Raw genomic sequence first — 22,841 nt, 5'->3', positions numbered from 1 at the left:
CGTGCTGCGGCCCTCGACCGATCAAGCCATCCAAACGCTATTGAACTGATGATAGCGCGTCGGATGAGTACTGTAGGCCTTCACGTTCTCGGTCGCGGCCGTAAACACTGAGCGGAAGAACGGCTGCACCATCACCGCATCGTCCTGCAGGATCTTCTCGACCTTGGCCATGGACTTGCGGCGTTCCTCCACATCCAGGATCGACTCGGCCTCGACAAGTGCCGCATCAAACGCCGGATTGCTGTAGCTGGACTCATTCCAGGGCACGCCCGAGCGGTAGGCCAGGGCCAGGACCATGGTGCCCAGCGGACGGTGCGTCCAGGAGGTGATGCTGAAGGGCGCCTTGTCCCATACTTCCCAGTATTGGGCCGCGGGCATCACGTTGATCTCAAGATTGATGCCGGCCTCGGCAACCTGCTCCTTCAGGACCTGCAGGGAGTCCTGCTCCCAGGCGCCTTCGGTGTTGCCGACGTTGCAGGTGACCGTAATGCCGTCCGGATAGCCGGCCTCCGCCAGCAGTGCCTTGGCTTTGGCTACGTCCCGCTTCAACGGCGGCAGCTTGGCGTACTCCGGGTGTACCTCGGCAACATGGTGATTTTCGCCGACCGCGCCCAGATCACGGTAAGCCAGCTTCAGAATCTGCTCGTTGTCGGCAGCCATCACCAGCGCCTGGCGCACCTTCATGTTGTCGAAAGGCGCCTCAGTCACCTTCATGCGGATCACGCCGGTCTGCGCGGTAACCACCTGAGAGATCGACACCCCGGGAACCCGTTCGGCGATTTCGATGGTGGAGATATCGAGATTGTAGACCGCATCGACCTGACGCGATGCCAGCGCGGCGATACCGGCGGCAGCGTCCGAGCCGGTGTCGATGTACTGGATCTCGTCGAGGTAGACCTCGCCGCCCCAATAGGGTTCCTGGCGGCGGCGCAGAACGCACTTTTCGCCGACCGCAAATTCGGCCAGTTCGAAGGCACCGGTGCCGACGGGGTTCTTCGACAGATCGCCGCCGTCCTTCGTGAAGTTCCGGTGCACGATGGCGGTCGGGTAGTTATAGAGGTTCTCCGGCATCGACAGGACCGGCGAGTTCAAGTTCACACGCACGGTGTGATCGTCGATTTTCTCAACCGCACCTTCCGCCATGCGCTTGCCCATCTTGGGCTGGCCGGCGTCGTCCTTCTCACCGGTGTCGTATTCCTCGGTCATCGCGGAGAACAGGCCGAGGTTCGAAGAACCGGTTGCCGGGTCAAGCCAACGGGTGAAGTTGAAAACCACGTCATCGGCGTTGAAGTCGTCGCCGTTGCTCCACTTCACGCCCTGGCGCAGCTTGAAGGTCCAAGTCTTCAGATCGTCCGAGGCCTCCCAGCTTTCCGCCAGGTAGGGCCGGGTCACGTTGTCGTTTCCGGTGATCGTCAGGTACTCGACGATGTGGCGCGCTTGGTTGGACATTTCGGTCCAGTCATAGGTGGCCGGATCGGTCATCTGCTGAACCTGCATCGCCACCCGGAGCACGCCGCCCTTCTTGGGGGTCTCCGCCGCAGCTTCCTTGAAGAGGCCGCCCGTCGGATCGCCGGCAAAGGCATAGGCTGATGCCGCCGAAACACCGAGGAAGGCGCTCAGGCGCACGAACTCGCGGCGGTCCATCTTGCCGCTCTTGTATTGCTCGCAGAGCTGATCGACGCCGGGATGAAGCGGCTTGCCGTTGATGGTTTCCAACTCTTTTGTCATCTGAAAGTCTCCCTGGTGAAGCTAGTACGGAGCCTGCCGCAGGCACTGCCCTGCCGGATCACGGCCCGGTGTATTCCATCTGTTACTGTTTGACCCGAAGAGCCGTCTCCTCGGGCTGAAAGGCGTTCGCGCCGACGCATCCGCCTCATTCGCATTGGTTTATCGCCCGCAGGGTACGCCGGGTGGTCGTTATCCTTATTGTCAGAGTCTGCGCTATGGTTCAGGGCTGGCGGCGACAGACAACTCTTAGGGTCAGCCCATTGCAACCATTCGCCCGACACGGCAGTCCAGCGCACCAAACTGCACCCTGTTCTCCCCGCCGACCCAAAACTGTCAGCGGTTGTCCACAAACCCTGGATTTTCCCTGTTCCTCTAAAGCTTCTCTTTTTTCTTATACACCGCCAATTCTTGCGTGGCGGCGGCTCGGCTTTCTTTTTCTCTTTTCAGCCAAAAGCCTAGCAAACTTTATCGCCCGCCGAAACCCGCGAGTTGTAGCTTTGCGACAGTCACTAGGCCAGAAACGACCCTATGGCGCGATGACGCTTGTGACAGGGAAACACTGACTTTGGTCAATCCGCGGCCTTTGTGACGACCTGAACCTCGTTCTCCAGCGTCTTGTGGACCGGGCAGCGGTCCGCAATCGCCAGAAGGCGCTGCCGCTGCTCGGCATCGAGATCGCCCTTTATGCTGACAATCCGCTCGATCCGGTCGATTTTGCCCTCCTTGGTCTCACACTCCGCGCAATCGACGGCGTGGACCTTCTCGTGGGAAAGCGTGACCTTGACCTTGTCCAGCGGCAGTTTTTTGTGCTCCGCATACATGCGCAGGGTCATCGAGGTACAGGCCCCGAGACCCGCCAGCACCAGGTCGTAGGGTGACGGACCGGAATCCAGGCCCCCATAGCTCTCCGGCTCGTCGGCGCGCAAGCGATGCGGACCGGCGGCGATGGCCTGGGTAAAGCGCCCTTCCCCGGTTTCCTCCACCACCACCGTGTTTGCCTTCGCGGCGGGCGTCTCGGCCGTATCCAGATCTCCCAGGTAGCGGGCCGCCCAGGCACCCAGCACATTGGCGACGTAGATTGCGTCGACCTTGCGGCTCAGCAGGTGGTCGGCATCGTCCAGGGAAACGAAACTCTTGGGATGCTTGGCGGCAGCAAAAATCTTGCCGGCGTTCTCGATACCAACGGTCTGATCGCGAGGCGCGTGAAACACGATCAACGCCTTTTTCATGTCGGCAATTGCCTTTTCCAGGCGCTGGGCCTCGATATCTTCCAGGAACTGCTTCTTGATCTTGAAGGGCCGGCCGACCAGCAGCACCTCCGCCTCGCCACTGGCGTCGATCTCCTCCCGCGCCTCGGTGAAGTGGTGGGCGACGTGGGCCGGCTCCGCAGGCGCACCGATGGTTGCCACGGCCACCGCTTCCGGCACCTGCCCCGCCGCCGCCAATACCGCCGCCCCGCCCAGGCTGTGGCCGATGATCAGTTTCGGCGCCTCACGGGTTTCGCGCAGGAAGTCGGCGGCACGCACGAGGTCGCCCACATTGGAAGAGAAGTTGGTGTTCGCAAAATCGCCCTCGCTCGCTCCCAGCCCCGTGAAGTCGAAGCGGAGCACGGCGATCCCCTGCTCGGCCAGGGCTCCGGCAATCCGCGAGGCGGCGAAGATGTCCTTGGTGCAGGTAAAGCAGTGAGCAAAGAGCGCATAGGCCCTGGGTGGTCCGGCGGGAAGCTCCAGCCGCGCCGCCAGCATCTCGCCGCCGGATCCCGGAAAGGTCAGTTTTTCGCTCTTCATGGCCATAAAAGCCGTCTCCATCAAGGGTGCGCCCGATTGCAGGGATCGGAACATGCCGCTTCGCGTCTTGGCAAGGCCGCCAATCCGCAATCCGCACAAAGGGCCGGGTTTATCGGTTCAAAGTCACTGGGTTCGCGCCGGCCGCTCGGCTAATGTCGCCCGGCTAACTTCACTCGGCCAAACTCACCCGGGTCGATCATCACCTGATGCCGGAAAACCGTTCGGCGTTACAGCAAACCAGATACCCGGCCCCTCACCCCGACGAAAACCAGGATTTCCCAGTATGAGCAAAGCCGCGCAGGACCCGCGCATCGAGATCATCGCCAAAGACACCCCCTTCAAGGGCTACTTCCAGGTCGACAGCTACCGCCTGCGTCACCGCAAGTTCGATGGCGGCTGGACGCAGGAGATGAGCCGCGAGATCTTTGAGCGCGGCCATGCCGCCGCCGTGCTGCTCTACGACCCGCGACTGGATCACGTGGTTTTGATCGAGCAGTTCCGCCTCGGCGCCCATGCCGCCGGCTTTGAGCCCTGGCTGATAGAGATCGTCGCCGGAATCATCGATCCCGGCGAAACGCCGGAGGACGTGGTGCGGCGGGAAGCGCTGGAAGAGGCCGGCTGCGAGGTCGGGGAACTGCACCCCATCGGCAGCTACCTGGCAACGCCCGGCGGCAGTTCCGAGAGCCTGACCTTGTTCTGCGGACGGGTCGATGCCAGCAAGGCAGGCGGCATTCATGGCCTGGACCACGAGGGCGAAGACATCCGGGTCCTGGCGCTGCCGCGCGCGGAAGCCCTGCAAAAGCTGGCCGAGGGGGCGATCTGTAACTTCACCGCTGTCGTCGCGCTGCAATGGCTGGCCTTGAATCACACCGAAATTATGCGTATTTGGAAATAATCTACGGTAGCATACTGCCTAATAATCTTAATAACCCACAGTTTTGGTGTTTTTAGGGTCGGTCATCCCTCCAGCAAGGAACAGAAAGTCATGGACGTCAGCGACGGATTTGTCGGCGCAATCGGCAATACGCCCCTCATTCGCCTCCGTAAGCTCTCTGAGGAAACGGGCTGCGAGATCCTCGGCAAGGCCGAGTTCCTCAATCCCGGCGGTTCGGTGAAGGACCGGGCCGCCTGGGCCATCATAAAGGACGCCGAGGAGCGAGGCACCCTGCGCCCCGGCGGCACCATCGTCGAGGGTACGGCCGGCAACACGGGCATCGGCCTCGCCCTGGTTGCCCGCGCCCGCGGTTACCGCACGGTAATCGTCATTCCGGATACCCAGAGCCAGGAAAAGAAAGACATCCTGCGAATCTCCGGTGCCGAGCTTCGCGAAGTGCCCGCGGTTCCCTACCGCGATCCGGACAACTATGTCCATGTGTCGGAGCGCCTGGCCAAGGAACTGGACGAGAGCGATCCCAAAGGCGCGATCTGGGCGCAGCAGTTCGACAACATTGCCAATCGGCGCGGCCACTACGAAACCACGGGGCCGGAGATCTGGGACCAGACCGACGGCAAGGTGGACGCCTTTGTCTGCGCGGTCGGCACCGGCGGCACTCTGGCAGGGGTCTCCGCGGCCCTGAAGGAGCGCAACAAGAATATCAAAATCGGCTTGGCCGACCCCATGGGCGCGGCGCTGTTCCACTTCTACCGCCACGGCGAGCTGAAGGCCGAAGGCAGTTCGATCAGCGAGGGCATCGGCCAGGGCCGGATTACCGCCAATCTCGAAGGTGCGGAGATCGACGAGCCCTTCCAAATCTCCGACAAGGAGGCGATCCCCATCGTCTTCGACCTTCTTGAGCACGAGGGAATTTGTCTCGGCGCCTCCAGCGGCATCAACGTGGCCGGCGCGGTCAGGCTCGCCAAGCTGTTGGGTCCCGGCCATCGAATCGTTACTATTCTCTGCGATGGCGGCCTGCGCTATCAGAGCAAGCTGTTCAATCCGGCCTTTCTGCGCGAAAAAGGTCTGCCGGTGCCGGAATGGCTTTCCTGGCGAAGCTGAAGACCAAAGGGAAGACGTGAGACATGGAGCTGTTGTTTCGGGAGGATGCCTATCTGAAGCGCTGTGAAGCCAGGGTGACCTTCGCCGGACCGGAGGGGCTGCGCCTCGATCGGACGGTGTTTTACCCCACCGGCGGCGGCCAGCCCGGTGACAGCGGCTTCCTGACCCTGGACGACGGCACGAAGCTGCGCATTACCGACGCCCGCAAGGGCGAAACCCACGAGGATGTGCTCCACATCCCCGAAGAAGGCAGCCCCCTGCCCGCCGTTGGCACCCAGGTAACCGCCGAGATCGATTGGGAGCGGCGGCATCGCCACATGCGTATGCACACCTGCATGCATCTGCTCTGTTCGGTTGTCACCGGCGATGTCACCGGCGGACAGGTCGGCGACGGCAAGGGCCGTTTGGATTTCAATCTGCCGGATACCCAGCTCGACAAGGAACACATCACCGCCGAACTGAACCGACTGATCGGCGAAGACCATGCGGTCGCGCCGCGCTGGATCAGCGAAGAGGAACTCGAGCAGCAGCCGGAACTGGTCCGCACCATGTCGGTGAAGCCGCCCGCCGGCGGCGGCCGCGTCCGCCTGCTGGACATCGCCGGGATCGATCTGCAACCCTGCGGCGGCACCCACGTGCAGCGCACCGGCGAGATCGGCAGCGTGAGAATCGGAAAAATCGAAAACAAAGGGCGGCAGAACCGCCGCATCAATATCCTTCTGGAAGAATAGAATCAGCAAAAGCCTCTAGGGAGCGTGTTTCCGGCAATGGTCGATTTCAACAAGGATGCCCTCGTTACCACGGACTGGCTGGCCGAGAACCTGAACGCGCCCGACCTGCGTGTCGTGGATGCGAGCTACTACCTGCCGCGCGAGGGGCTCGATCCACGCCGCGAGTTCGAAGCGCAGCATATTCCAGGCGCCGTTTTTTTCGACATCGACGATATCGCGGACCCCGACAGCGACCTGCCCCACATGTTGCCGCCGCCCCATATCTTCTCTTCCAAGGTGCGCCGTCTCGGACTCGGCGACGGCCTGCGTCTGGTGATCTACGACCAGCGCGGTATCTGGAGCGCGCCGCGGGCATGGTGGACCTTCCGCTACTTCGGACACCAGGAGGTCGCGGTGCTGGACGGCGGCCTGCCCAAGTGGCTGGATGAAGGGCGCAGCGTGGCCGAGGGCCCGGAAAGCAACGAGGAACGGCACTTCACCCCGCGCGCCAACAGCTTTCTTCTGCGCGACCGCGAGCAGTTGGTCGACAATCTGGGGCGCGGCAGCGAACAGGTGATCGACGCCCGCGCCAGGGGGCGCTTCGAAGGCAGTGATCCGGAACCGCGCGAAGGTATGCGCAGCGGCCACATCCCCGGCAGCCTGAACCTGCCCTTTGGGGAGATCATCGACCAAAGCAGCCAGACCTTCCTGGACAAGGATGAAATCCGCCGACGCTTTGAGGCCGAGGGGCTGGACCTGAAGCAGCCGGTGGTCGCTTCCTGCGGCTCGGGCGTTACCGCGGGCGTGCTGGCCCTGGCGCTGCATCGCCTGGGGCATCGCGACACCGCGGTCTACGATGGCTCCTGGTCGGACTGGGGGCGGCCCGGCGACACGCCCATCGAAACCGGCCCGGCAGCAAAGCCGTAACGCCCAGCACCGAAGGTTCAGTCATGTTTCAGCTTCGCCCCTATCAGGACGACGACTTCGACGGCTGCGCGGCACTCTGGGATCGCAGCGGGATTGCCGCCTGGTACAATGAACCCAAACGTGACATCGCCCTCTGGCAGGACAGCCCTTCGGCGGAGATCTTCGTCGCTTACCGCGACGGCCAGTTGGTCGGCAGCGTGTGCTGCGGTCACGACGGCCATCGCGGCTGGCTCTACGCCGTTGCCGTGGACCCCGATCTGCGGCGCGCGGGGCTCGGCCGGCAACTGGTGCGCAAGGCCGAGGACTGGTTGGGCCAGCAAGGCATCCTGAAGATCCAGTTGATGGTCCGCGAAACCAACCGCCAGGTGCTGGGGTTCTATGCCGCGCTCGGCTATGCCTATACGCCGCGGGCGGTGATGTCGCGCTGGCTGGAACTGCCGGCAGCGCCGCCGGAGGACAAGAAGCTGGCGCCGGACATCGCCGTGGCCGCGGGCCGGAACACCCACCTGGATTTCACCGTGACCTTCCTGGAGATGGACGAGCGGCCGAGCCTTGTTCCGCTTCACCCGCCCCATCGTACCCACGTGGCTCTGATGCGGGCGCACAGTCCGACGGTCAGTTTCTACCGCTTCCTCTACAACGGCGTTGGCGAGGACTGGAACTGGTGGTACCGCCGGCAGATGTCGGACGATGATCTCTCCGCCATCCTGGAAGACGAGCGGGTCGAGGTCTTCGTGCTCTATGTCGAAGGGGTTCCGGCAGGCTACTTCGAGCTGGACCGCCGCGACGAGCCGACAGTGGACCTGGCCTACTTCGGCCTGCTGCCGCAGTTCGTCGGCCGCAAGCTGGGGCCCTATATGCTCTATCAGGCGATCGAACAGGCCTGGAGCTATGAGCCGGAGCGGATGACGGTGAACACCAACACCATGGACCACCCCCGCGCTCTGCCGCTGTATCAGAAGTTCGGCTTCAGGCCCTACCGTCAGGAAAAACAGGTCATCCAGGATCCGCGGCTCAACGGTGTCATCCCGGCTTGAGCACTCGCGCCACTGTTTGGGCGCGACGTTTCTGTACAGCCAAGCGGTTCAGCCGGATTGCCTCACGCCTCTCGGGGCTCCGGTAATAGCCGCAGCCGCGGCATTGCTCCGGCGGTTTGCCGGCCTGTAATGCCTCATCGATCTGCCGTCGCTTTTCCAGCACCACTTCCATCGGCGTCAGGCCGATCTTGCCGAGGCCGTATTTGGCCGTGTCCTTCACCATGCAGCAACTGGCGATGCCGCCGTGCCGGTCGACATAGAGCGCACCCTTGACCCAGGGGCAGCCGTGTTCGGCGGGGAAGCTCTTGCCCATTTCGATATAGAAGTGCCGCGTCTTGCGGGTCTGGGCCAGCATGGCGCCGATCTTCGGCGTACTGCGGATCAACTGCTTCATGCGGATGTTGTCTTCACGGGCCAGAAGCCGGGCTTCCATGTCGGCGTCATAGACACCCGCATAGCTCTCCATGCGATTAAGGGCCTGGACCGTGGCGCCACCGTCCATTCCAAGCGCGCGATAGAGATCGGCGATCGCCGGCAGGGTATCGATGGTGTCTTTCAGGACGGTGATGGCAAAGCCCACGGTGGGGCGTTCCATGCCCCGGGCGTTACGGGCGGCCAGCAGACGGGTGATGCCCGCCTTCACCTTGCTCAGCAGGCCGCCGCGGATGTTCTGGAACCCGGCCTCGTCGGGCGACTCAATGGAAACGTAAATCGCTTCGATGCCGACATCCAGGATCGACGCCACCCGCTCGTCGTTGAGCAGGCTGCCGTTGGTGATCATGGAGAGATGAATGCCGCGCTCGCGCGCCTGGCGGGCCATGTCGAAGAAGCCCTTGTGGAGCAGCGGCTCGCCCTCGCCCTGCAGTTCGATGTGCTGAAGGTCGGGAAAGCTGTCGAGCAGGCGCTGGAAATCTTCGGCCGCAAAGTCGGTCTGATCCATCTGCCGGCCGCTGCAGAAGCCGCAGATGAAGTTACACCGCGTCGTCGGTTCGACCTGCGCAAAAACCACCTTGTCGCCGCTGTTCCGGCCAGGGGTTTCCGCCTTTGCCCTATCGCTCACACCAACTCCTCAAAACGTCCGCTATCAACGGCTCCGCCGGTCTGGCCAAGAGCCGGCAGGTTAGCAGAACGATCGCTCGGAAAGGGTAAAGAAATGGGGGCAGCAAAAAGGGCCGGGCGATCCCATCGCTCCGGCCCTCTCAAACTGCTTGCAGCCTAGTGGTGCAGGATCTGGCTGAGGAAGAGCTTGGTCCGCGAGGACTGCGGGTTGTTGAAGAACTCCTCCGGCTCGTTCTCTTCGATGATCTCGCCGCCGTCCATGAAGATCACCCGGTTGGCGACCTTGCGGGCAAAGCCCATCTCGTGGGTCACGCAGAGCATGGTCATGCCGCTCTCGGCCAGCCCGACCATAACGTCGAGCACCTCCGAAATCATCTCCGGATCGAGTGCGGAAGTCGGCTCATCGAACAGCATGATGCGCGGGTTCATGCAGAGCGAACGGGCGATGGCCACGCGCTGCTGCTGCCCGCCGGAAAGCTGGCCCGGATACTTGGCGGCCTGCTCCGGGATCTTCACCCGTTCGAGATACTGCATGGCGATCTCTTCGGCTTCCTTCTTCGGCATCTTGCGCACCCAAATCGGCGCCAGGGTGCAGTTTTCCATGACCGTCAGATGGGGAAAGAGATTGAAGTGCTGGAAAACCATGCCAACTTCGCGGCGGATTTCGGCGATGTTCTTCAGGTCATTGGTCAGCTCGATATCATCGACGATGATCTTGCCCCTCTGGTGTTCTTCCAGACGGTTGATGCAGCGGATCATGGTCGACTTGCCGGAGCCGGAAGGCCCGCAGATGACGATCCGCTCGCCCCGGTTGACCGTCAGGTTGATGTCCTTGAGGACGTGAAAATCGCCATACCATTTGTGCATGCCGAGAATTTGGATCGCCACTTCATCCGAAATGGACAGATTTGCAGCAGCTGCGTCAGACATGATGAATGCCTCCTTTAACGGACCGCGCCTTTAGCGCTTGTGCCCCGTGTGCAGTTTCTTTTCCAGATAGATCGAGTAGCGCGACATGCTGAAACAGCAGATGAAGAAGAGTATCGCGATAAAGACATAGACTTCCCAGGCCAGGCCCTGCCACTTCGCGTCCGAGAGCGAAGCGCGGCCGACGCCCAGCACGTCGGTCAAACCGATGATCACGACGAGGGTGGTGTCCTTGAACAGGCCGACGAAGGTGTTGACGATTCCGGGGATCGAGATCTTCAACGCCTGGGGCAGAACCACGAGACGCATGGACTGCCAATAGCGCAGACCCATGGCATCGGCTGCTTCGATCTGTCCTTTGGGGATGGCCTGCAGTCCGCCGCGCACCACCTCGGCGATGTAAGCCGAGGAAAACAGCGTCACCATGATCAGAACCCGCAGGATCAGATCGAAGGTGGTTCCCGGCGGCAGGAAGTAGTTCAGCATCGTCGAGGCGACGAAAAGCAGCGTGATCAGAGGCACGCCGCGAATGAACTCGATGAACATCACGCAGAGCGTCCGCACGATGGGCATATGCGAGCGGCGCCCCAGGGCCAGCAGAATTCCCAAAGGCAGCGACGCGACAATACCGGTGACCCCGATCACGACATTCAGGGTGAAACCGCCGATCTTGGTGGTCTCGACCGGCTCCAGTCCCAGTCCGCCAACCAGCAGGAAGTACCCGATAACCGGGAACACAGCCGAGAACATCAGCATCTGCGTACGGAAAGGCGTCTTGTCCCAAAGCAGCGGCAGAATGGCCAGGATGAACAGCACTGCCGTCAGGTCGACCCGCCAGCGCAGGTGTTCGGGGTAGAAGCCGTAGATGAACTGGCCAAAGCGCACCTCGGCCAGCGCCCAGCAGGCGCCCTGACCGATTTCCCGGCACTCCGCGCGCGAACCGGCATCCCAGACGGCATCGAAAAGCGCCCAGTTCAGCGCGCCCGGGACAAACAGATAGAGCAGATAGACCGAGACGACGGTCAGAAAGATGTTCGTCGGCGAACTGAGCAGGTTCTTGCGGACCCAGAGGATCGGCCCTCTTGTCGCCATTGGCGGCGGCAGGTCGGGATGGGTGCCCGGCTCGTAGGTCTGAGTGGTGTCAGCCATAGCGTCGCTCCCCCTCACCGTTCCACCAGCGCAATGCGCCGGTTGTACCAGTTCATAAAGGCCGAAATCAGCAGTGAGATGGTGAGATAGATGGTCAGAACAATGATCATCACCTCCATCTCCTTGCCCGTCTGATTCAGGGTGATCCCGCCGAAGGTCGCGACGATATCCATGTAACCGATCGCAATCGCCAGAGACGAGTTCTTGGTCAAGTTCAGATACTGGCTCGTCAGCGGCGGCACGATGACCCGCAGGGCCTGGGGAACGATGATCAGGCGCATGGTCCAGTTCGGCTTGATGCCGAGCGCGAAGGCCGCCTCGGTCTGACCATGGCTCACGGACTGAATGCCGGAGCGCACGTTCTCCGCAATAAAGGCTGCAGTGTAGATCGACAGCGCGAACCACAGGGCCGCGAACTCAGGCCGCACGACAACGCCACCCTGAAAGTTAAAACCCTTCAGTTCCGGCATTTCGAAGGCCAGAGGCATTCCGGCAACAAAAAAGGCGATCAGGGGAAGGCCGATGATCGCCGCAACGCCGATGGAGAAGACCGGGTAGATCTGGCCGGTTGCCTCCTGGTGCTTCTTCGCCCAACGGCTGAACACCACCATGCCGGCGATGGCGGCCAGGAAAGCGATGATCACCAGCATGAAACCGTCTTCAAAGACCGGCTTTGGGACGTAGAAACCGCGATTGGACAGAAACACACCCTCGGTGGGCGAGAGCGCCTGGCGCACGCCCGGCAGCGTCGAGACGATGACGCCATGCCAGAGCAGGATCTGCACCAGAACCGGCACATTGCGCGTGAACTCGATGTAGCAGTAGACGATCCGGTTGATCAGCCAGTTGCTGGAGAGGCGCAGGACGCCGAGAATGAAGCCCAGGATGGTCGCAAAAATGCAGCCGGTGATCGCGACAAGGCCGGTATTGAGCAGGCCGACGACGCCGGCGCGGAAATGCGTTTCCCGCGAATCGTAGGGAATCAGAGTCTGATTGATGTCGTAGCCCGCCGGCGCCCAGAGGAAGTCAAACCCGAAGGTTTTGCCCAGGGCTTCCAGGTTCTGCACGGCGTTGGTGGCCAGGAATGCAAGCAGCATAAACATCCCGGCGACAACCAGTATCTGCGTTATGACGGCCCGATAGCGTTTATCCGACCAGAGACGGCCCAAAGTGAGCGGCTCAGAATCATGTTCAATTGCGGCCATAGCATTACCCCGCTGCGACGACCTGCACGCTATGGGCCCAGCGGCCCTCGTGCCGTTGAGAAATAGGCGTGGGGTACGCCGGCGAAGCCGCTGGCGTACCCCTCATCCCATTCCAGTCGCTGCGCTTAGCGCATCGGCGGAGCGTAGATCAGCCCACCATCGGTGTAGAGCGCATTGATGCCGCGCTCCAGGCCGATCGGCGTGTTCGAGCCAATGTGCGTCTCGAACACTTCACCGTAGTTGCCGACCTGCTTGATGACGTTGTAGGCCCAGTTCTTTTCCAGGCCGAGCATGCCACCCAGGTCACCTTCAGCGCCGAGGAGGCGGGCAACTTCGGGGTTGTTGCTGGCGCCGCCGGCCATTTCGTCGACGTTCGCAGAGGTCACGCCGTACTCTTCGGCGTTGATCATGGCATTCAGCGTCCAGCGGACCACATCGCCCCACTGCTCATCGCCCTGGCGGACGAGCGGACCCAGCGGCTCCTTGGAGATGATCTCCGGCAGCACGATGTGATCGCCGGGATTGTCGAAAGCCGCGCGGCTGGCGGCCAAGCCCGAGGCGTCTGTCGTATAGACGTCGCAACGGCCGGCCAGATAGTTGGTCCGCGCTTCTTCGTTGGTTTCGATCGGAACCGGCTCGTAGCTCATGTTATTGGTGCGGAAGTAGTCCGCGAGGTTGAGCTCCGTGGTCGTGCCGGTCTGGATGCAGACCGAAGCGCCATCAAGTTCCGTGGCGCTACCGACGCCCAATGCCTTCGGGATCATGAAGCCCTGGCCGTCATAGTAGTTCACCCCGATAAAGGTGAATCCCAGATCGACGTCGCGGCTGAAGGTCCAGGTGGTGTTGCGGGCCAGCATGTCGATTTCGCCGGAAGCCAGCGCGGTGAAGCGCGTCTTGCCCGTGGTCGGCGTGTACTTGACCTTGCTGGAATCCCCGAAGACCGCAGCGGCAACGCCCTGGCAGACCGCCGGGTCAAAGCCCTGCCAGTTGCCGGCATCGTCTGTGTAGGAGAAACCGGGCACACCCGTGGACACGCCGCACTGCACAAATCCCTTCGCGCGAATGTCGTCCAGGGTGCCAGCGGCGGCACCGGTGGCACCGACGGCGGTAAGCGCGCCCGCCGCGAGCAGAACCTTAAAAGTAGACATGGATAGACCTTCCCTGCTGTTCAAAGTTTATTGTCTTAAAACGAACAACCCGCCCCGTTCTGACCGCTGGTTATTGTTAACTTCTGCAGCCTCCCGACGGGATGCTTGAGCGTTCGTCTGCGCGAACCATGTCTCAGTCGCCCCCGAAACGCAACAGCTTGCTGGGGCTGAATTGATAAAAAAATAGGCAACTTTGAAGGTGCCCGGGCCGGTGCATCGGCGCTTGAGCGCGGCGGACGCGGCGGCGCCGCAACCCTTTATGATTCCGGCCCGAAAGCTGTTTGAAATCAGATGGCTTGGCCCAGGCGGCGACGAGGCTTATAGAAACACCCGAACCGCCCTGCGGGCCGGGGAATGCCTTCACAGACCTCCAGTCCCGCAACCATGCATCACAAGACGCCGGGATTCCTTGATTCTCAGCCCATAACGCTAAAGTGAACATCATGACCGAGCTGCCGAAAACGCTGGAAGAAGCCGTCACCTTCGATGACAGGGGCCTGGTGCTGGCCGTGGCACAGCAGCATGACAGCGGCGAAGTGCTGATGGTCGCCTGGATGAACCGGGAAGCCCTGGCCGAGACACTGGCCGAGCGGCAGGTCTGCTATTGGTCGCGCTCACGCGGCAAACTCTGGCGCAAGGGCGAAACCTCCGGCCAGACGCAGAAACTGATCGACCTGCGGGTCGACTGCGACGGTGACAGCCTGCTGCTGCTGGTCGACCAAAAGGGGGTTGCCTGCCATACCGGCCGGCGTTCCTGCTTTTATCTCGCGGCAACCGAGGAAGGCGGCCTGCGGGAAGTGATGCCGGTGATGACCGACCCTGGTGAACTCTACGGTGACTGAGGCTTGGCAATCGGCCCGGCTCGGCCTCCGGGCCTGGCTTTCCTTGCTGGCGATACTGGTGCCACTGTCGGCGGCGGCCGGGGAAGAGCGGCGCGAAACCGTTACGCTGTTCGCCGCCGCCAGTACGATCGATGCAATCAATGAGATTGCCGAGGCTTATGCCTCGAAAACCGGCGGGTCGATCCGCCCGGTGGTCGCCGCCTCCTCCACCCTGGCGCGCCAGATTGCCCAGGGCGCGCCCGCCGACCTGTTTCTTTCCGCCAATGTTGACTGGATGGACCATCTCCAGCAGCAGGGGCTGGTCGAGGCGTCAAGCCGACTGGCGCTGCTGTCAAACCGGCTGGTTCTGGTCTCACCGCTGGGTGCCGACCTGCAGATCGAGCTCGCAGCGGGCGCGGCGCTGGCTGAAGCGCTCGGCGACGGGCGCCTTGCCATCGGCGATCCGGCGCATGTGCCGGCGGGCATCTATGCGCGCCAAGCGCTGGAAGCGCTGGGCCTGTGGGCTCAGGTGGCCGACCGCCTGGCGCAGGCCGGCAACGTGCGTATGGCCCTTGCCCTGGTCGACCGCGGCGAAGCGGTGGCCGGGATCGTCTACGAAACCGATGCCGCCATTGCCGACGGCGTGCGCGTGGTGGCAGCCTTTCCCGAGACGGCAACGCCGCAAATCGACTATCCGCTGGCCATCGTCGAGGGACGCGGTAACAGCGCCGTTCGCAAGGTCTACGAGTTCCTGAAGGGCGAAGAAGCGGCGGTGATCTTTCGCAAGCATGGCTTTACAGCGACGGCCCGGGGACGTTAAAGGGCTGCAGGCCGATATCCTTGACCCCGACGGAAGCGATGCTCGAACTGACGCCGCTCGAAAGCGAAGCCATTCAACTCAGCCTGCGCGTCGCGTTTTGGTCGGTGCTGACCAGCCTGCCTTTCGGCCTCGCCCTTGCCTGGTTGCTCCAGCGCTACGACTTCTATGGCAAGACCCTGCTGAACGGCATCATTCATCTGCCGCTGGTGCTGCCGCCGGTGGTGGTCGGCTACCTGCTGCTGATCCTGCTGGGGCGCCAGGGCCCGCTGGGCTCCTGGCTCTATGAGACCTTCGGCATCTCCCTGCCCTTCACCTGGGAGGGTGCGGCCCTGGCCGCTGCGGTCATGGCCTTTCCGCTGATGGTCCGGGCGATCCGGCTGTCGATCGAGACCATCGACCGGAACCTGGAATCAGCCGCCCGTACCCTCGGCGCCTCGCGCTTGTCGGTTTTCCTGACCATCACCCTGCCGCTGATCGCGCCGGGCATCCTGGCCGGCTGCGTCCTGGCTTTTGCCCGCAGCCTGGGGGAATTCGGCGCCACCATCACCTTCGTCTCAAACATTCCCGGCGAGACCCGAACCCTGCCCCTCGCCCTCTACAGCCTGATCCAGACGCCGAACGGCGAAGAGGGCGCCCTGCGCCTGGCCATTCTCTCCGTCCTGCTGTCGCTGGCCGCCCTGGGCGCTTCGGAACTGATCGAGCGGCGCCTGCGGGCGCGGCTGAAGGACTGAAGACATGGCCATGGAAAAGGGAAACCTGGAGATCGACCTCCAACGCCGCCTCGGCAACATGACCCTGGAGGCCGACTTTTCCTGCACGGCCGCCGGCATTACCGCCATCTTCGGCCGCTCCGGGGCGGGAAAGACATCCCTGATCAACATGATCGCCGGCCTGCTGCGGCCGGACCGCGGGCGCATCAGCCTCAACGGCGTGACGCTGTTCGACTCGTCCGCCGGAACCGATATCCCGACCGAACGCCGCCGCCTGGGTTACGTCTTCCAGGAAGGCCGGTTGTTTCCGCACCTCTCCGTCCGTGGCAACCTGAGCTACGGCCTGAAGCGCGTGCCGAAGGAGGAGCGGCGCATCGACCTGGAAGAGGTGGTCGCCCTGCTCGACATCGAGGCGCTGCTGGAGCGCCGCCCGGCGGCGCTTTCAGGCGGCGAAAAGCAGCGTGTCGCACTGGGCCGCGCGCTTCTGGCCAACCCCAAACTGCTGCTCATGGACGAACCGCTGGCGGCGCTGGACCAGCCCCGCAAGGACGAGATCCTGCCCTTCATCGAACATCTGCGCGATGAGATGGCTTTGCCAATCATCTATGTGAGCCACTCCATGCAGGAAATCGTCCGCTTGGCGGACACTCTGGTGCTGATGTCGGACGGTCGGGTGGAGGCCGTGGGCAGCGTGGAAGACCTGACCAGCCGCCTCGATCTGCGGCCCCTGACCGGACGCTACGAGGCCGGCGCGGTCCTCGCCACGACCGTGGCCGGTCAGGACAAGGCCTTCGGGCTTACGGAATTGCGGTTTGCCGGCGGGCGTCTGAAGGTCCCCTACCTCAATCTGCCACTGGGCCAGGACCTTCGGGTCAGGATTCGCGCCCGCGACGTCTCCATTGCCACGGAAAAACCAGAAAATACAAGCATTCTAAACATGATAGAATGCACTGTTAAAGCAATCAGTGAAGAACGCAGTCCGCAAGTCGACCTTCAGCTGGATGCCGGCGGCGCAGCGATCTGGGCCCGCATCACCACCCGCTCCTGCCATGCGCTCGGCCTGCAGCCGGGCCGCAAGGTCTTCGCGCTGATCAAGAGCGTCGCCATCGACCGGCAGAGCCTGGGACGGCGTGACAAGAGCACCCGCTTTTTGTCAGAAGACCAATGATTTAGGCGACAAACCGCGCCCAATACGCTACTATGGTTAATCGGCTCTGCAGGTGCCCGCCTTTTGTCACAGACCTGACGGTAAGGAGCGCGGTTTAATCATGTCCATGCATACATTAAACGAACTTACGATCCATCGCGCACGGATGCTTCGCGAGCAGGATTTGCATGACCGCGGCGCTGCAGAAGCCAGCGTCTCTGATCTGGACGACGAAATCATTTCGCGACCGGCGACCACGCCGGACGAGGGTATCGCCAAGCTGGAACTTGCCCGCGACCTCGCCGCCATTGAGGGATGTCCCAACGTCGTGAAGCTTATCGAAGGCGCTCTGCTGGTTCTCAGGCACTAGCTGTTCCTCGCGACGCCCCAACGGAGCGCATGGTCACCAGATTGGGACAATCTGATATCCAGGGTTTTGAAGAAGCCAGGAATCTGAAGAAGAGAGTCTACAAACCGGCCAGCCTCGGCCTAGAATAAAGTTGACGTTGAAACTCCGGCTATCCAAGTAACCACCATGAAGAAACACGATATCCTGATCGAACCCTGGCGCGGAACCCCCGGCGCCGGCACCCGGCGCGGCGTGACCGAGTTCCGCTGGACTGTTTCCTACGAGAAGGACGGGCGCTTTTACGCTCAGGGCTTTGCGGATTCGCATGCCGAGGCCCGCGCCGCAGCGGAAGCCTACCTGAAGGAACAGGGGGTCGATCTGAACTGGCAGTCGGGACCGAGCACCTCCGCCAAGGTGCTGACGCCGCGCTCAAAGCCCGCCGTCGTGCGCGGCCTCCGCTAAGCCCAGCCCCGCCTGAATTCTCCTAGGCCTGAATTCTCCTGGGCCTGAATTCTTCTGGGCCTGAATTCTTCTGGACCCGACAACTGTTTCAATCCGGCTTGTCTTCCTAGTGGCGCCCTAGTGGCGCCGAGACCACTCTTCCTTTGCCCATACCCTCCCGGTTTCCCGCCAAAACTGTCGCCCAGGCTTAACTCCTAGGGCTTAGTCCGGAATTCGCGGTTGCGGTTCCAAGGCGATCGGCACAACAATCTGATTACGAATCTCCGTCGGCGCTTTTCTGCTGCCGCGTTCGATTCGCAGGGGGGGATATGAAACAGAGCAAACGTCGCTGGCCCATCGGCCGTTTCCAATTGCGTCAACACAGAGGCCGCAGCCCCTCAAGCATGCAGCCGAAGATCCCAAGCCTTGCCAGGCCGCTGTCGGCACTTCTGCTGGCACTCGCCTTGGCCGCCTGCGGTACGCCGCGCGATTTCACCGTCTACCAGGAAAGCATCGGCGAATTCCAGGCGGCAACCGACCGAACCGCCTCCGTAGCGCTTGATTACGTTCAGGGCATCAACCGCTTCGAACGCAGCTACGAGTTAAAGCTGCTGCGTGAAGACCCCAAGCGCCTGCTCAACATTTCCAAGTTGTCGGAACCGATCCTCTCCTCTCAGGCGATCGCGGCCAGAGACCGCGCCTTCGGTATCCTCAAGCAGTACACGCAGATGCTGGCGGCGCTGGCGGAAAGCGATGTGAGCGAGCGCTGGAAAGCGGCAAGCGAGCGGGCGAAGGCCTCCGCCGATACCCTGCTGATCGATATCAACGCGGACAGCGGCATCCTGGGCGATCTGCCGATAGGCGATATCACCAGCCCGCTGAAGACGATCTCCGATGCCATTGCCACGGAGATCCTCAACGCCAAACGCTCGGACGCGCTGGACGCGGCGATCACCAAGGCGGCGCCCGCGGTGCAGGAGATCTCGGCAAAGCTGCGCGAGGATCTCGCCTTTGTCGTGCGTCAACGCGATTCGGTGAAGCAACTGGAAATCGCCGAATTGACCATCCTCTACGCTCAGGCGCAGGAGACCGGCAACAATTCCGCAAGGCTGAGCACCCTCAGCAAACTCGACCAGGCGCTGGAAGCGCGCACCCAAAGCCTCTCGACGCTTCAAGGGCTCATCCAGACACTCGATCAGTTCGATGTCGCCCATGATGCCCTGGTACGCTACGCGAAGTCGGACAAAGGTCCGCAGGATCTCTCCGACCTCGTGACGATCGTGCGCAGCTACTCCGACTCCGCCAAGGAGGTTTTCGAATCCTTCAAGCGGCTGAACGCCGCCGCAACCGGCTAGGCACAGGACAGGCGGTCCTGAGACGACAACACCTGGGCTTGGTGATTGGGGAGAACATGATGTCGGAAGTAAAAGCATCCAAGGCCGTGCGGGACAACCTCTACAAGTCCTTCGAAGAGATGGCGCAGAAAGCCATGTCGCCGAACCTGCCGATTCCACAGCGCTTTGCGCTGCTGCACCGGGCGCAGGAACTGCGCAGCCAGTGGGTCGAACTTTCGGCGGCACGTTTCAACAGCGACGCCGTGGCCTTCACCAAGGCCCAGGCAAAGGTTCTGGAAGCCACGACCGACCTGCGCCAGGCGACCAAGGATCTTGATGACGCCGTAAAGATCGCCGAGAAGGCGACGAAGGTCTTCGGACAGCTCGACAAGCTGTTGAAGAAGGCCGTGAAGTTCGCCGCCCCTTTGATTTAAAGCGTAGCGGCAGAGCCAGCGAAAAAGCCGCAAAGACACGCAAGGAGGAATCCTTATGGCCGACGAAGCTGAGTTCGAACTGGGACTGGTGATGGCGGGCGCGATCTCCGCCGGTGCCTATACAGCCGGCGTCATGGATTTCGTTATCGAAGCGCTGGACAGTTATTACGCGGCGCGCGAGCGCGCGGACTGGACCGGCCCGCGCCACGGCGTGAAGGTTCCCGTCCTGGCCGGCGCCTCTGCGGGTGGCATGACCTCGGCAATCTCCGCCGTTCACTTCATGCACGACATCGCCCACCAGCGGCCTGGCAGCGATACGGCAAGCCCGAAGAGCAACCAGCTCTATAACTCCTGGGTCCGGGAAATCGACATCCGCAAGCTGCTGGGAACCAGCGATATCGAAAAGCGCCGCGCCGTGGTCTCGGCCTTGGACTCGACGGCGCTCTGGGACATTGCCAGCAGTGCGCTGGAAGCCGAGGGAGAAAAACGGAAGCGGCCCTGGGTCGGCGACCCGCTGGCGGTTTTCCTGACGGTCGCCAACCTTCGCGGCGTTCCCTATGGCTTTCAGCTTTACGGCACCGGCAGCAGCGATGCCTACGGCATGACAAACCACATGGACGACATGCGCTTTGCCGTCACCTGGAACAGCGAAACCCCGGCCGGCTTCATCGACTTGAAGCCGGGCGACGCCCCAGGCGGCAACTGGCCGACCCTGGCGCGTGCCGCGCTCGCCACCGGCGCCTTTCCGATCGGGCTCAGCCCGCAGGTCCTGAGCCGCCGTGCCGACGACTACTATCATCGTTCCGACAGGCGCGCGCCGGCCTTTGGCGACACCAAGCCGGACCAATATGACTTTGTCTGCGTCGATGGCGGCCTGATGAACAACGAACCCCTGGAACTGGCGCGCCGCCACTTGTCGGGCGGGATAGGAAATCGCAACCCCCGCGAGGGTGAGGAGGCGCAGCGTGCGGTCATCATGATCGACCCCTTCCCCAACCTGGTCGAGTTCAATCCCGAAGCCGACAACGACGACCGGCTGCGCGCCATCCTGCCGAAGATGTTCGGCGCCCTGGTCGATCAGGCGCGCTTCAAACCGGAGGAACTGGAACTGGCCGAGCGGTCAGACGTCTACTCCCGCTTCATGATTTCGCCTTCGCGCCGCGACGCGCAGGGCCGTCAGGCCGAGTTCGCCATCGCCTCCGCCACCCTGGGCGGCTTCGGCGGCTTCTTCGAGGAATCCTTCCGCCGTCACGATTACCTCCTGGGGCGCAAGAACTGCCGGTCCTTCCTGCGCCGTTACCTGGTGTTGCCGGAGACCAATCCCCTCTTCGACGCGATGTCTCCAGAGCAGCGCGAAGTCTGGTACGTCCGCGACCGCCAGGGCAACAAGCGGATGGTACAGGATTCGAAGGGCAATCTGCATCCAGCCCTGCCGATCATTCCGCTGACCGGTGGCCTCGCTGAGGACGAAGCGATACCGGCCCATGAGGCCCCCAAGCCCGAACGCGTCGATATGGAAGGTATCCGCCGCCAGGTCCGGGCCCGGATCAAGGCGCTGGGCGAGATCACCATCGACGAGGAACTGCGGCCTGTTCTGAACGGCCTGCTGCGTTTCGGCAGCAAGCTGGTGCTGAAGTGGTCGCTCGAAAAGAAGCTGACGAACAAGGTCATGGAGAAGATCAAGACCGGCCTGGCGCCGCTTGAGGACCCTTCCCGCCGCAGCAAGGATGAAGGTGCTTAGCGGACCAAGCAGCCGGCAATGCCAGCGCATCACGCGGGTTTGATCCGCGGACGGGCCGATTCCCGCCGAAGCTCGGCGTTTATGGCTGGGCGAAGCGGCCCGAGCGCCCTATATGCTTCGGGAACGCAGGCGTGCTGGAACGGTTGTTCCGATGCCTGAAAGAAGTCAGCCCCTGAGGAGAGGCGCCGCAATGAAGCTTCAGGCCAAGAGAATTCATGCCAGCAGGCTGGGACTGACCCTTGCGGGCGTCACCCTGACGGCCCTACTGCTGGGTGCCTGCAGCGCCCCGGGCAGCAGTGCTTACGGAAACAGGGATTCGTTCAATCCTGCGCCCTTCTGGGAACGCAGCGACCAGCGTGACAACTAAAGCGTCTGGAAGGATTGGCGCGCCCGGCAGGATTCGAACCTGCGACCTACGGATTAGAAGTCCGTTGCTCTATCCAGCTGAGCTACGGGCGCCCGGAAAGCCGGGCAACGGCTCTAGTGAGTCCAGCGCCCCATGCGATCATACTTGAAATTATCCGCGTAAGCTTTTGGTTTTAGGTTTCTTTCACGCGGCTTTTCCACACTATACATCAGGCCTTCCGCCTTCGCGTAGGCGATCGCCTCTTCCAGGCTTTCAAAGCGCAGACGCAACTGCGAACGGGTGTCCGCGGAGGAGGTCCAGCCCATCAGCGGCTCCACCTGGCGGGCCGCCGTCGGCTCGAACTCCATCATCCAAACCTTGGCGCGGGCGCGCCCGGACTGCATGGCGGTCTTCGGTGGCTGATAGATGCGTACTTGCATGATAGCTCTACGATTCCTCGTTTGAACCCGGCCCGTCCGGCCGGACCTGACTGCGCCGCATGATAGCCCCTGATCGGCCCTGCGCAACGGTTTTGACGCGACCCCGGAGCGGCGCAACCCCGGCCGCCCCCACCCCGGCTAGACCGCCGCCAAGGCCGGCTCATCGGAAACCGAGGCAGCCTCCACCGGATCAAAGTCGATATGAATGTGATTGCCGTCCGGGTCGTGGATGTTGACCTGTATGATGCCAAGCCCGGGGACGACGCCGATCCGATAGGTCTCGCCGCGCCGGCGCAACAGCGTGAGAAAGTCGGCCAGACCTTTTGCCGCAAAGGCAAAGTGCTCCAACTGCAGACTGCCCGAGGGGGCGGCAGCCTCCGTCACCTCGATCAGATGGACCGTCGCAATGTCGTCGCAGTAGAGCCAGGCGCCGGGAAAGCCGAAAGCCGGGCGCTCGCCTGCAGTCAGCCCCAATACGTCTTCATAAAAGGCGGTCATCGCCGCCAGGTTTCCCGTGCGAATGTTCACGTGATCCAACCGGATGAGCGCCATCAGCCTATCCTCCAACACAACTGCCGTTGCCGA

General features: G+C 62.4%; 24 protein-coding genes and 1 tRNA gene. 15 read left to right on the top strand and 10 right to left on the bottom strand.

The annotated features are described in order from the left end of the window. Positions 1-21 precede the first annotated feature (21 nt). Positions 22-1,728, bottom strand: coding sequence for an ABC transporter substrate-binding protein (locus tag ACP146_RS10115; protein WP_422366632.1), 1,707 nt, complete (start codon positions 1,726-1,728; stop codon positions 22-24). A gap of 569 nt (positions 1,729-2,297) precedes the next feature. Next, positions 2,298-3,521 carry an alpha/beta fold hydrolase gene (locus ACP146_RS10110; RefSeq protein ID WP_422366631.1) on the bottom strand — a complete coding sequence of 408 codons (1,224 nt, stop codon included), beginning with the start codon at positions 3,519-3,521 and terminating at the stop codon, positions 2,298-2,300. 277 nt (positions 3,522-3,798) lie between these two features. Here ACP146_RS10110 and nudF point away from each other — a divergent pair, with 277 nt between their 5' ends. The 5 genes from nudF to ACP146_RS10085 all read left to right on the top strand — a co-directional run bounded on the left by nudF (position 3,799) and on the right by ACP146_RS10085 (position 8,185). Beyond that, the gene (gene nudF, locus ACP146_RS10105) at positions 3,799-4,410 is read left to right on the top strand and encodes an ADP-ribose diphosphatase (protein ID WP_422366630.1); all 612 of its coding nucleotides are present in this window, start codon (positions 3,799-3,801) and stop codon (positions 4,408-4,410) included. Positions 4,411-4,500: 90 nt separating this feature from the next. Further along, complete coding sequence (locus ACP146_RS10100; RefSeq protein ID WP_422366629.1) at positions 4,501-5,511, top strand: cysteine synthase A; 1,011 nt, start codon at positions 4,501-4,503, stop codon at positions 5,509-5,511. Between the two features lie 23 nt (positions 5,512-5,534). After that, positions 5,535-6,242 (top strand): alanyl-tRNA editing protein, encoded by a 708-nt coding sequence (locus ACP146_RS10095; RefSeq protein ID WP_422366628.1) that lies wholly within the window; start codon positions 5,535-5,537, stop codon positions 6,240-6,242. A gap of 36 nt (positions 6,243-6,278) precedes the next feature. Further along, entirely contained in the window at positions 6,279-7,148 is an 870-nt protein-coding gene (gene sseA, locus ACP146_RS10090) for a 3-mercaptopyruvate sulfurtransferase (RefSeq protein ID WP_422366627.1), read from the top strand. A gap of 23 nt (positions 7,149-7,171) precedes the next feature. Further along, on the top strand, positions 7,172-8,185 hold the full coding sequence (locus ACP146_RS10085; RefSeq protein WP_422366626.1) for a GNAT family acetyltransferase: 1,014 nt from the start codon (positions 7,172-7,174) through the stop codon (positions 8,183-8,185). Here ACP146_RS10085 and ACP146_RS10080 read toward each other — a convergent pair. The 5 genes from ACP146_RS10080 to ACP146_RS10060 form a co-directional block, all read right to left on the bottom strand. Then, entirely contained in the window at positions 8,172-9,245 is a 1,074-nt protein-coding gene (locus ACP146_RS10080) for a radical SAM protein (RefSeq protein ID WP_422366625.1), read from the bottom strand. The genes ACP146_RS10085 and ACP146_RS10080 overlap by 14 nt on opposite strands. A 155-nt stretch (positions 9,246-9,400) precedes the next feature. Further along, positions 9,401-10,174, bottom strand: coding sequence for an amino acid ABC transporter ATP-binding protein (locus ACP146_RS10075; RefSeq protein ID WP_422366624.1), 774 nt, complete (start codon positions 10,172-10,174; stop codon positions 9,401-9,403). A gap of 30 nt (positions 10,175-10,204) precedes the next feature. Further along, a complete protein-coding gene (locus tag ACP146_RS10070; protein WP_422366623.1) occupies positions 10,205-11,320 on the bottom strand; it encodes an amino acid ABC transporter permease in 1,116 nt (371 codons plus the stop codon). Positions 11,321-11,334: 14 nt separating this feature from the next. Further along, entirely contained in the window at positions 11,335-12,525 is a 1,191-nt protein-coding gene (locus ACP146_RS10065) for an amino acid ABC transporter permease (RefSeq protein ID WP_422366622.1), read from the bottom strand. 125 nt (positions 12,526-12,650) lie between these two features. Continuing rightward, positions 12,651-13,673 carry an amino acid ABC transporter substrate-binding protein gene (locus ACP146_RS10060; RefSeq protein ID WP_422366621.1) on the bottom strand — a complete coding sequence of 341 codons (1,023 nt, stop codon included), beginning with the start codon at positions 13,671-13,673 and terminating at the stop codon, positions 12,651-12,653. A gap of 443 nt (positions 13,674-14,116) precedes the next feature. Here ACP146_RS10060 and hisI point away from each other — a divergent pair, with 443 nt between their 5' ends. The 10 genes from hisI (at position 14,117) to ACP146_RS10010 (ending at position 21,837) form a co-directional block, all read left to right on the top strand. After that, positions 14,117-14,515 carry a phosphoribosyl-AMP cyclohydrolase gene (gene hisI, locus ACP146_RS10055; RefSeq protein ID WP_422366620.1) on the top strand — a complete coding sequence of 133 codons (399 nt, stop codon included), beginning with the start codon at positions 14,117-14,119 and terminating at the stop codon, positions 14,513-14,515. After that, positions 14,508-15,314, top strand: a complete 807-nt coding sequence (gene modA, locus ACP146_RS10050) for a molybdate ABC transporter substrate-binding protein (protein WP_422366619.1) — start codon at positions 14,508-14,510, stop codon at positions 15,312-15,314. Before hisI ends, modA begins: the two co-directional genes overlap by 8 nt. 38 nt (positions 15,315-15,352) lie before the next feature. Next, positions 15,353-16,045 (top strand): molybdate ABC transporter permease subunit, encoded by a 693-nt coding sequence (gene modB / locus ACP146_RS10045; RefSeq protein ID WP_422369639.1) that lies wholly within the window; start codon positions 15,353-15,355, stop codon positions 16,043-16,045. 10 nt (positions 16,046-16,055) lie between these two features. Next, on the top strand, positions 16,056-17,192 hold the full coding sequence (modC, locus tag ACP146_RS10040) for a molybdenum ABC transporter ATP-binding protein (protein ID WP_425032522.1): 1,137 nt from the start codon (positions 16,056-16,058) through the stop codon (positions 17,190-17,192). 100 nt (positions 17,193-17,292) lie between these two features. After that, complete coding sequence (locus ACP146_RS10035; RefSeq protein WP_422366617.1) at positions 17,293-17,541, top strand: hypothetical protein; 249 nt, start codon at positions 17,293-17,295, stop codon at positions 17,539-17,541. A 165-nt stretch (positions 17,542-17,706) separates the two neighbouring features. Continuing rightward, positions 17,707-17,982 (top strand): hypothetical protein, encoded by a 276-nt coding sequence (locus tag ACP146_RS10030; protein WP_422366616.1) that lies wholly within the window; start codon positions 17,707-17,709, stop codon positions 17,980-17,982. A 308-nt stretch (positions 17,983-18,290) separates the two neighbouring features. Beyond that, the gene (locus ACP146_RS10025) at positions 18,291-19,316 is read left to right on the top strand and encodes a hypothetical protein (protein WP_422366615.1); all 1,026 of its coding nucleotides are present in this window, start codon (positions 18,291-18,293) and stop codon (positions 19,314-19,316) included. Between the two features lie 59 nt (positions 19,317-19,375). After that, positions 19,376-19,729, top strand: coding sequence for a hypothetical protein (locus ACP146_RS10020; protein ID WP_422366614.1), 354 nt, complete (start codon positions 19,376-19,378; stop codon positions 19,727-19,729). Between the two features lie 55 nt (positions 19,730-19,784). Further along, positions 19,785-21,470, top strand: coding sequence for a hypothetical protein (locus ACP146_RS10015; protein ID WP_422366613.1), 1,686 nt, complete (start codon positions 19,785-19,787; stop codon positions 21,468-21,470). Positions 21,471-21,660: 190 nt separating this feature from the next. Further along, complete coding sequence (locus ACP146_RS10010; protein WP_422366612.1) at positions 21,661-21,837, top strand: hypothetical protein; 177 nt, start codon at positions 21,661-21,663, stop codon at positions 21,835-21,837. 15 nt (positions 21,838-21,852) lie between these two features. Here ACP146_RS10010 and ACP146_RS10005 read toward each other — a convergent pair. The 3 genes from ACP146_RS10005 to ACP146_RS09995 form a co-directional block, all read right to left on the bottom strand. Continuing rightward, positions 21,853-21,929: transfer RNA gene (locus tag ACP146_RS10005), tRNA-Arg, on the bottom strand. 21 nt (positions 21,930-21,950) lie between these two features. Continuing rightward, positions 21,951-22,256 (bottom strand): ETC complex I subunit, encoded by a 306-nt coding sequence (locus tag ACP146_RS10000; protein WP_422366611.1) that lies wholly within the window; start codon positions 22,254-22,256, stop codon positions 21,951-21,953. 138 nt (positions 22,257-22,394) lie between these two features. Beyond that, a complete protein-coding gene (locus tag ACP146_RS09995; RefSeq protein ID WP_422366610.1) occupies positions 22,395-22,808 on the bottom strand; it encodes a VOC family protein in 414 nt (137 codons plus the stop codon). Between the last annotated feature and the right edge of the window lie 33 nt (positions 22,809-22,841).

Origin of the sequence: Pelagibius sp. (genome assembly GCF_965249265.1) — a bacterium.
GTDB lineage: Bacteria > Pseudomonadota > Alphaproteobacteria > Kiloniellales > Kiloniellaceae > Pelagibius.
Note: the sequence above shows the minus strand (reverse complement) of the source record. Positions and strands in the feature narration are given on the sequence as shown.

What these genes read in the sequence shown, in the direction of transcription:
- ACP146_RS10085 (WP_422366626.1), top strand. Translation starts at nt 7,172, where the DNA reads ATGTTTCAGCTTCGCCCCTATCAGGACGACGACTTCGACGGCTGCGCG.
- ACP146_RS10075 (WP_422366624.1), bottom strand. Translation starts at nt 10,174, where the DNA reads ATGTCTGACGCAGCTGCTGCAAATCTGTCCATTTCGGATGAAGTGGCG.
- ACP146_RS09995 (WP_422366610.1), bottom strand. Translation starts at nt 22,808, where the DNA reads ATGGCGCTCATCCGGTTGGATCACGTGAACATTCGCACGGGAAACCTG.
- ACP146_RS10115 (WP_422366632.1), bottom strand. Translation starts at nt 1,728, where the DNA reads ATGACAAAAGAGTTGGAAACCATCAACGGCAAGCCGCTTCATCCCGGC.
- ACP146_RS10035 (WP_422366617.1), top strand. Translation starts at nt 17,293, where the DNA reads ATGTCCATGCATACATTAAACGAACTTACGATCCATCGCGCACGGATG.
- ACP146_RS10000 (WP_422366611.1), bottom strand. Translation starts at nt 22,256, where the DNA reads ATGCAAGTACGCATCTATCAGCCACCGAAGACCGCCATGCAGTCCGGG.
- ACP146_RS10065 (WP_422366622.1), bottom strand. Translation starts at nt 12,525, where the DNA reads ATGGCCGCAATTGAACATGATTCTGAGCCGCTCACTTTGGGCCGTCTC.
- hisI (WP_422366620.1), top strand. Translation starts at nt 14,117, where the DNA reads ATGACCGAGCTGCCGAAAACGCTGGAAGAAGCCGTCACCTTCGATGAC.
- ACP146_RS10020 (WP_422366614.1), top strand. Translation starts at nt 19,376, where the DNA reads ATGTCGGAAGTAAAAGCATCCAAGGCCGTGCGGGACAACCTCTACAAG.
- ACP146_RS10070 (WP_422366623.1), bottom strand. Translation starts at nt 11,320, where the DNA reads ATGGCTGACACCACTCAGACCTACGAGCCGGGCACCCATCCCGACCTG.
- ACP146_RS10110 (WP_422366631.1), bottom strand. Translation starts at nt 3,521, where the DNA reads ATGGCCATGAAGAGCGAAAAACTGACCTTTCCGGGATCCGGCGGCGAG.
- ACP146_RS10060 (WP_422366621.1), bottom strand. Translation starts at nt 13,673, where the DNA reads ATGTCTACTTTTAAGGTTCTGCTCGCGGCGGGCGCGCTTACCGCCGTC.
- sseA (WP_422366627.1), top strand. Translation starts at nt 6,279, where the DNA reads ATGGTCGATTTCAACAAGGATGCCCTCGTTACCACGGACTGGCTGGCC.
- modB (WP_422369639.1), top strand. Translation starts at nt 15,353, where the DNA reads ATGCTCGAACTGACGCCGCTCGAAAGCGAAGCCATTCAACTCAGCCTG.
- ACP146_RS10095 (WP_422366628.1), top strand. Translation starts at nt 5,535, where the DNA reads ATGGAGCTGTTGTTTCGGGAGGATGCCTATCTGAAGCGCTGTGAAGCC.
- ACP146_RS10015 (WP_422366613.1), top strand. Translation starts at nt 19,785, where the DNA reads ATGGCCGACGAAGCTGAGTTCGAACTGGGACTGGTGATGGCGGGCGCG.
- ACP146_RS10100 (WP_422366629.1), top strand. Translation starts at nt 4,501, where the DNA reads ATGGACGTCAGCGACGGATTTGTCGGCGCAATCGGCAATACGCCCCTC.
- ACP146_RS10010 (WP_422366612.1), top strand. Translation starts at nt 21,661, where the DNA reads ATGAAGCTTCAGGCCAAGAGAATTCATGCCAGCAGGCTGGGACTGACC.
- modC (WP_425032522.1), top strand. Translation starts at nt 16,056, where the DNA reads ATGGAAAAGGGAAACCTGGAGATCGACCTCCAACGCCGCCTCGGCAAC.
- ACP146_RS10030 (WP_422366616.1), top strand. Translation starts at nt 17,707, where the DNA reads ATGAAGAAACACGATATCCTGATCGAACCCTGGCGCGGAACCCCCGGC.
- nudF (WP_422366630.1), top strand. Translation starts at nt 3,799, where the DNA reads ATGAGCAAAGCCGCGCAGGACCCGCGCATCGAGATCATCGCCAAAGAC.
- ACP146_RS10025 (WP_422366615.1), top strand. Translation starts at nt 18,291, where the DNA reads ATGAAACAGAGCAAACGTCGCTGGCCCATCGGCCGTTTCCAATTGCGT.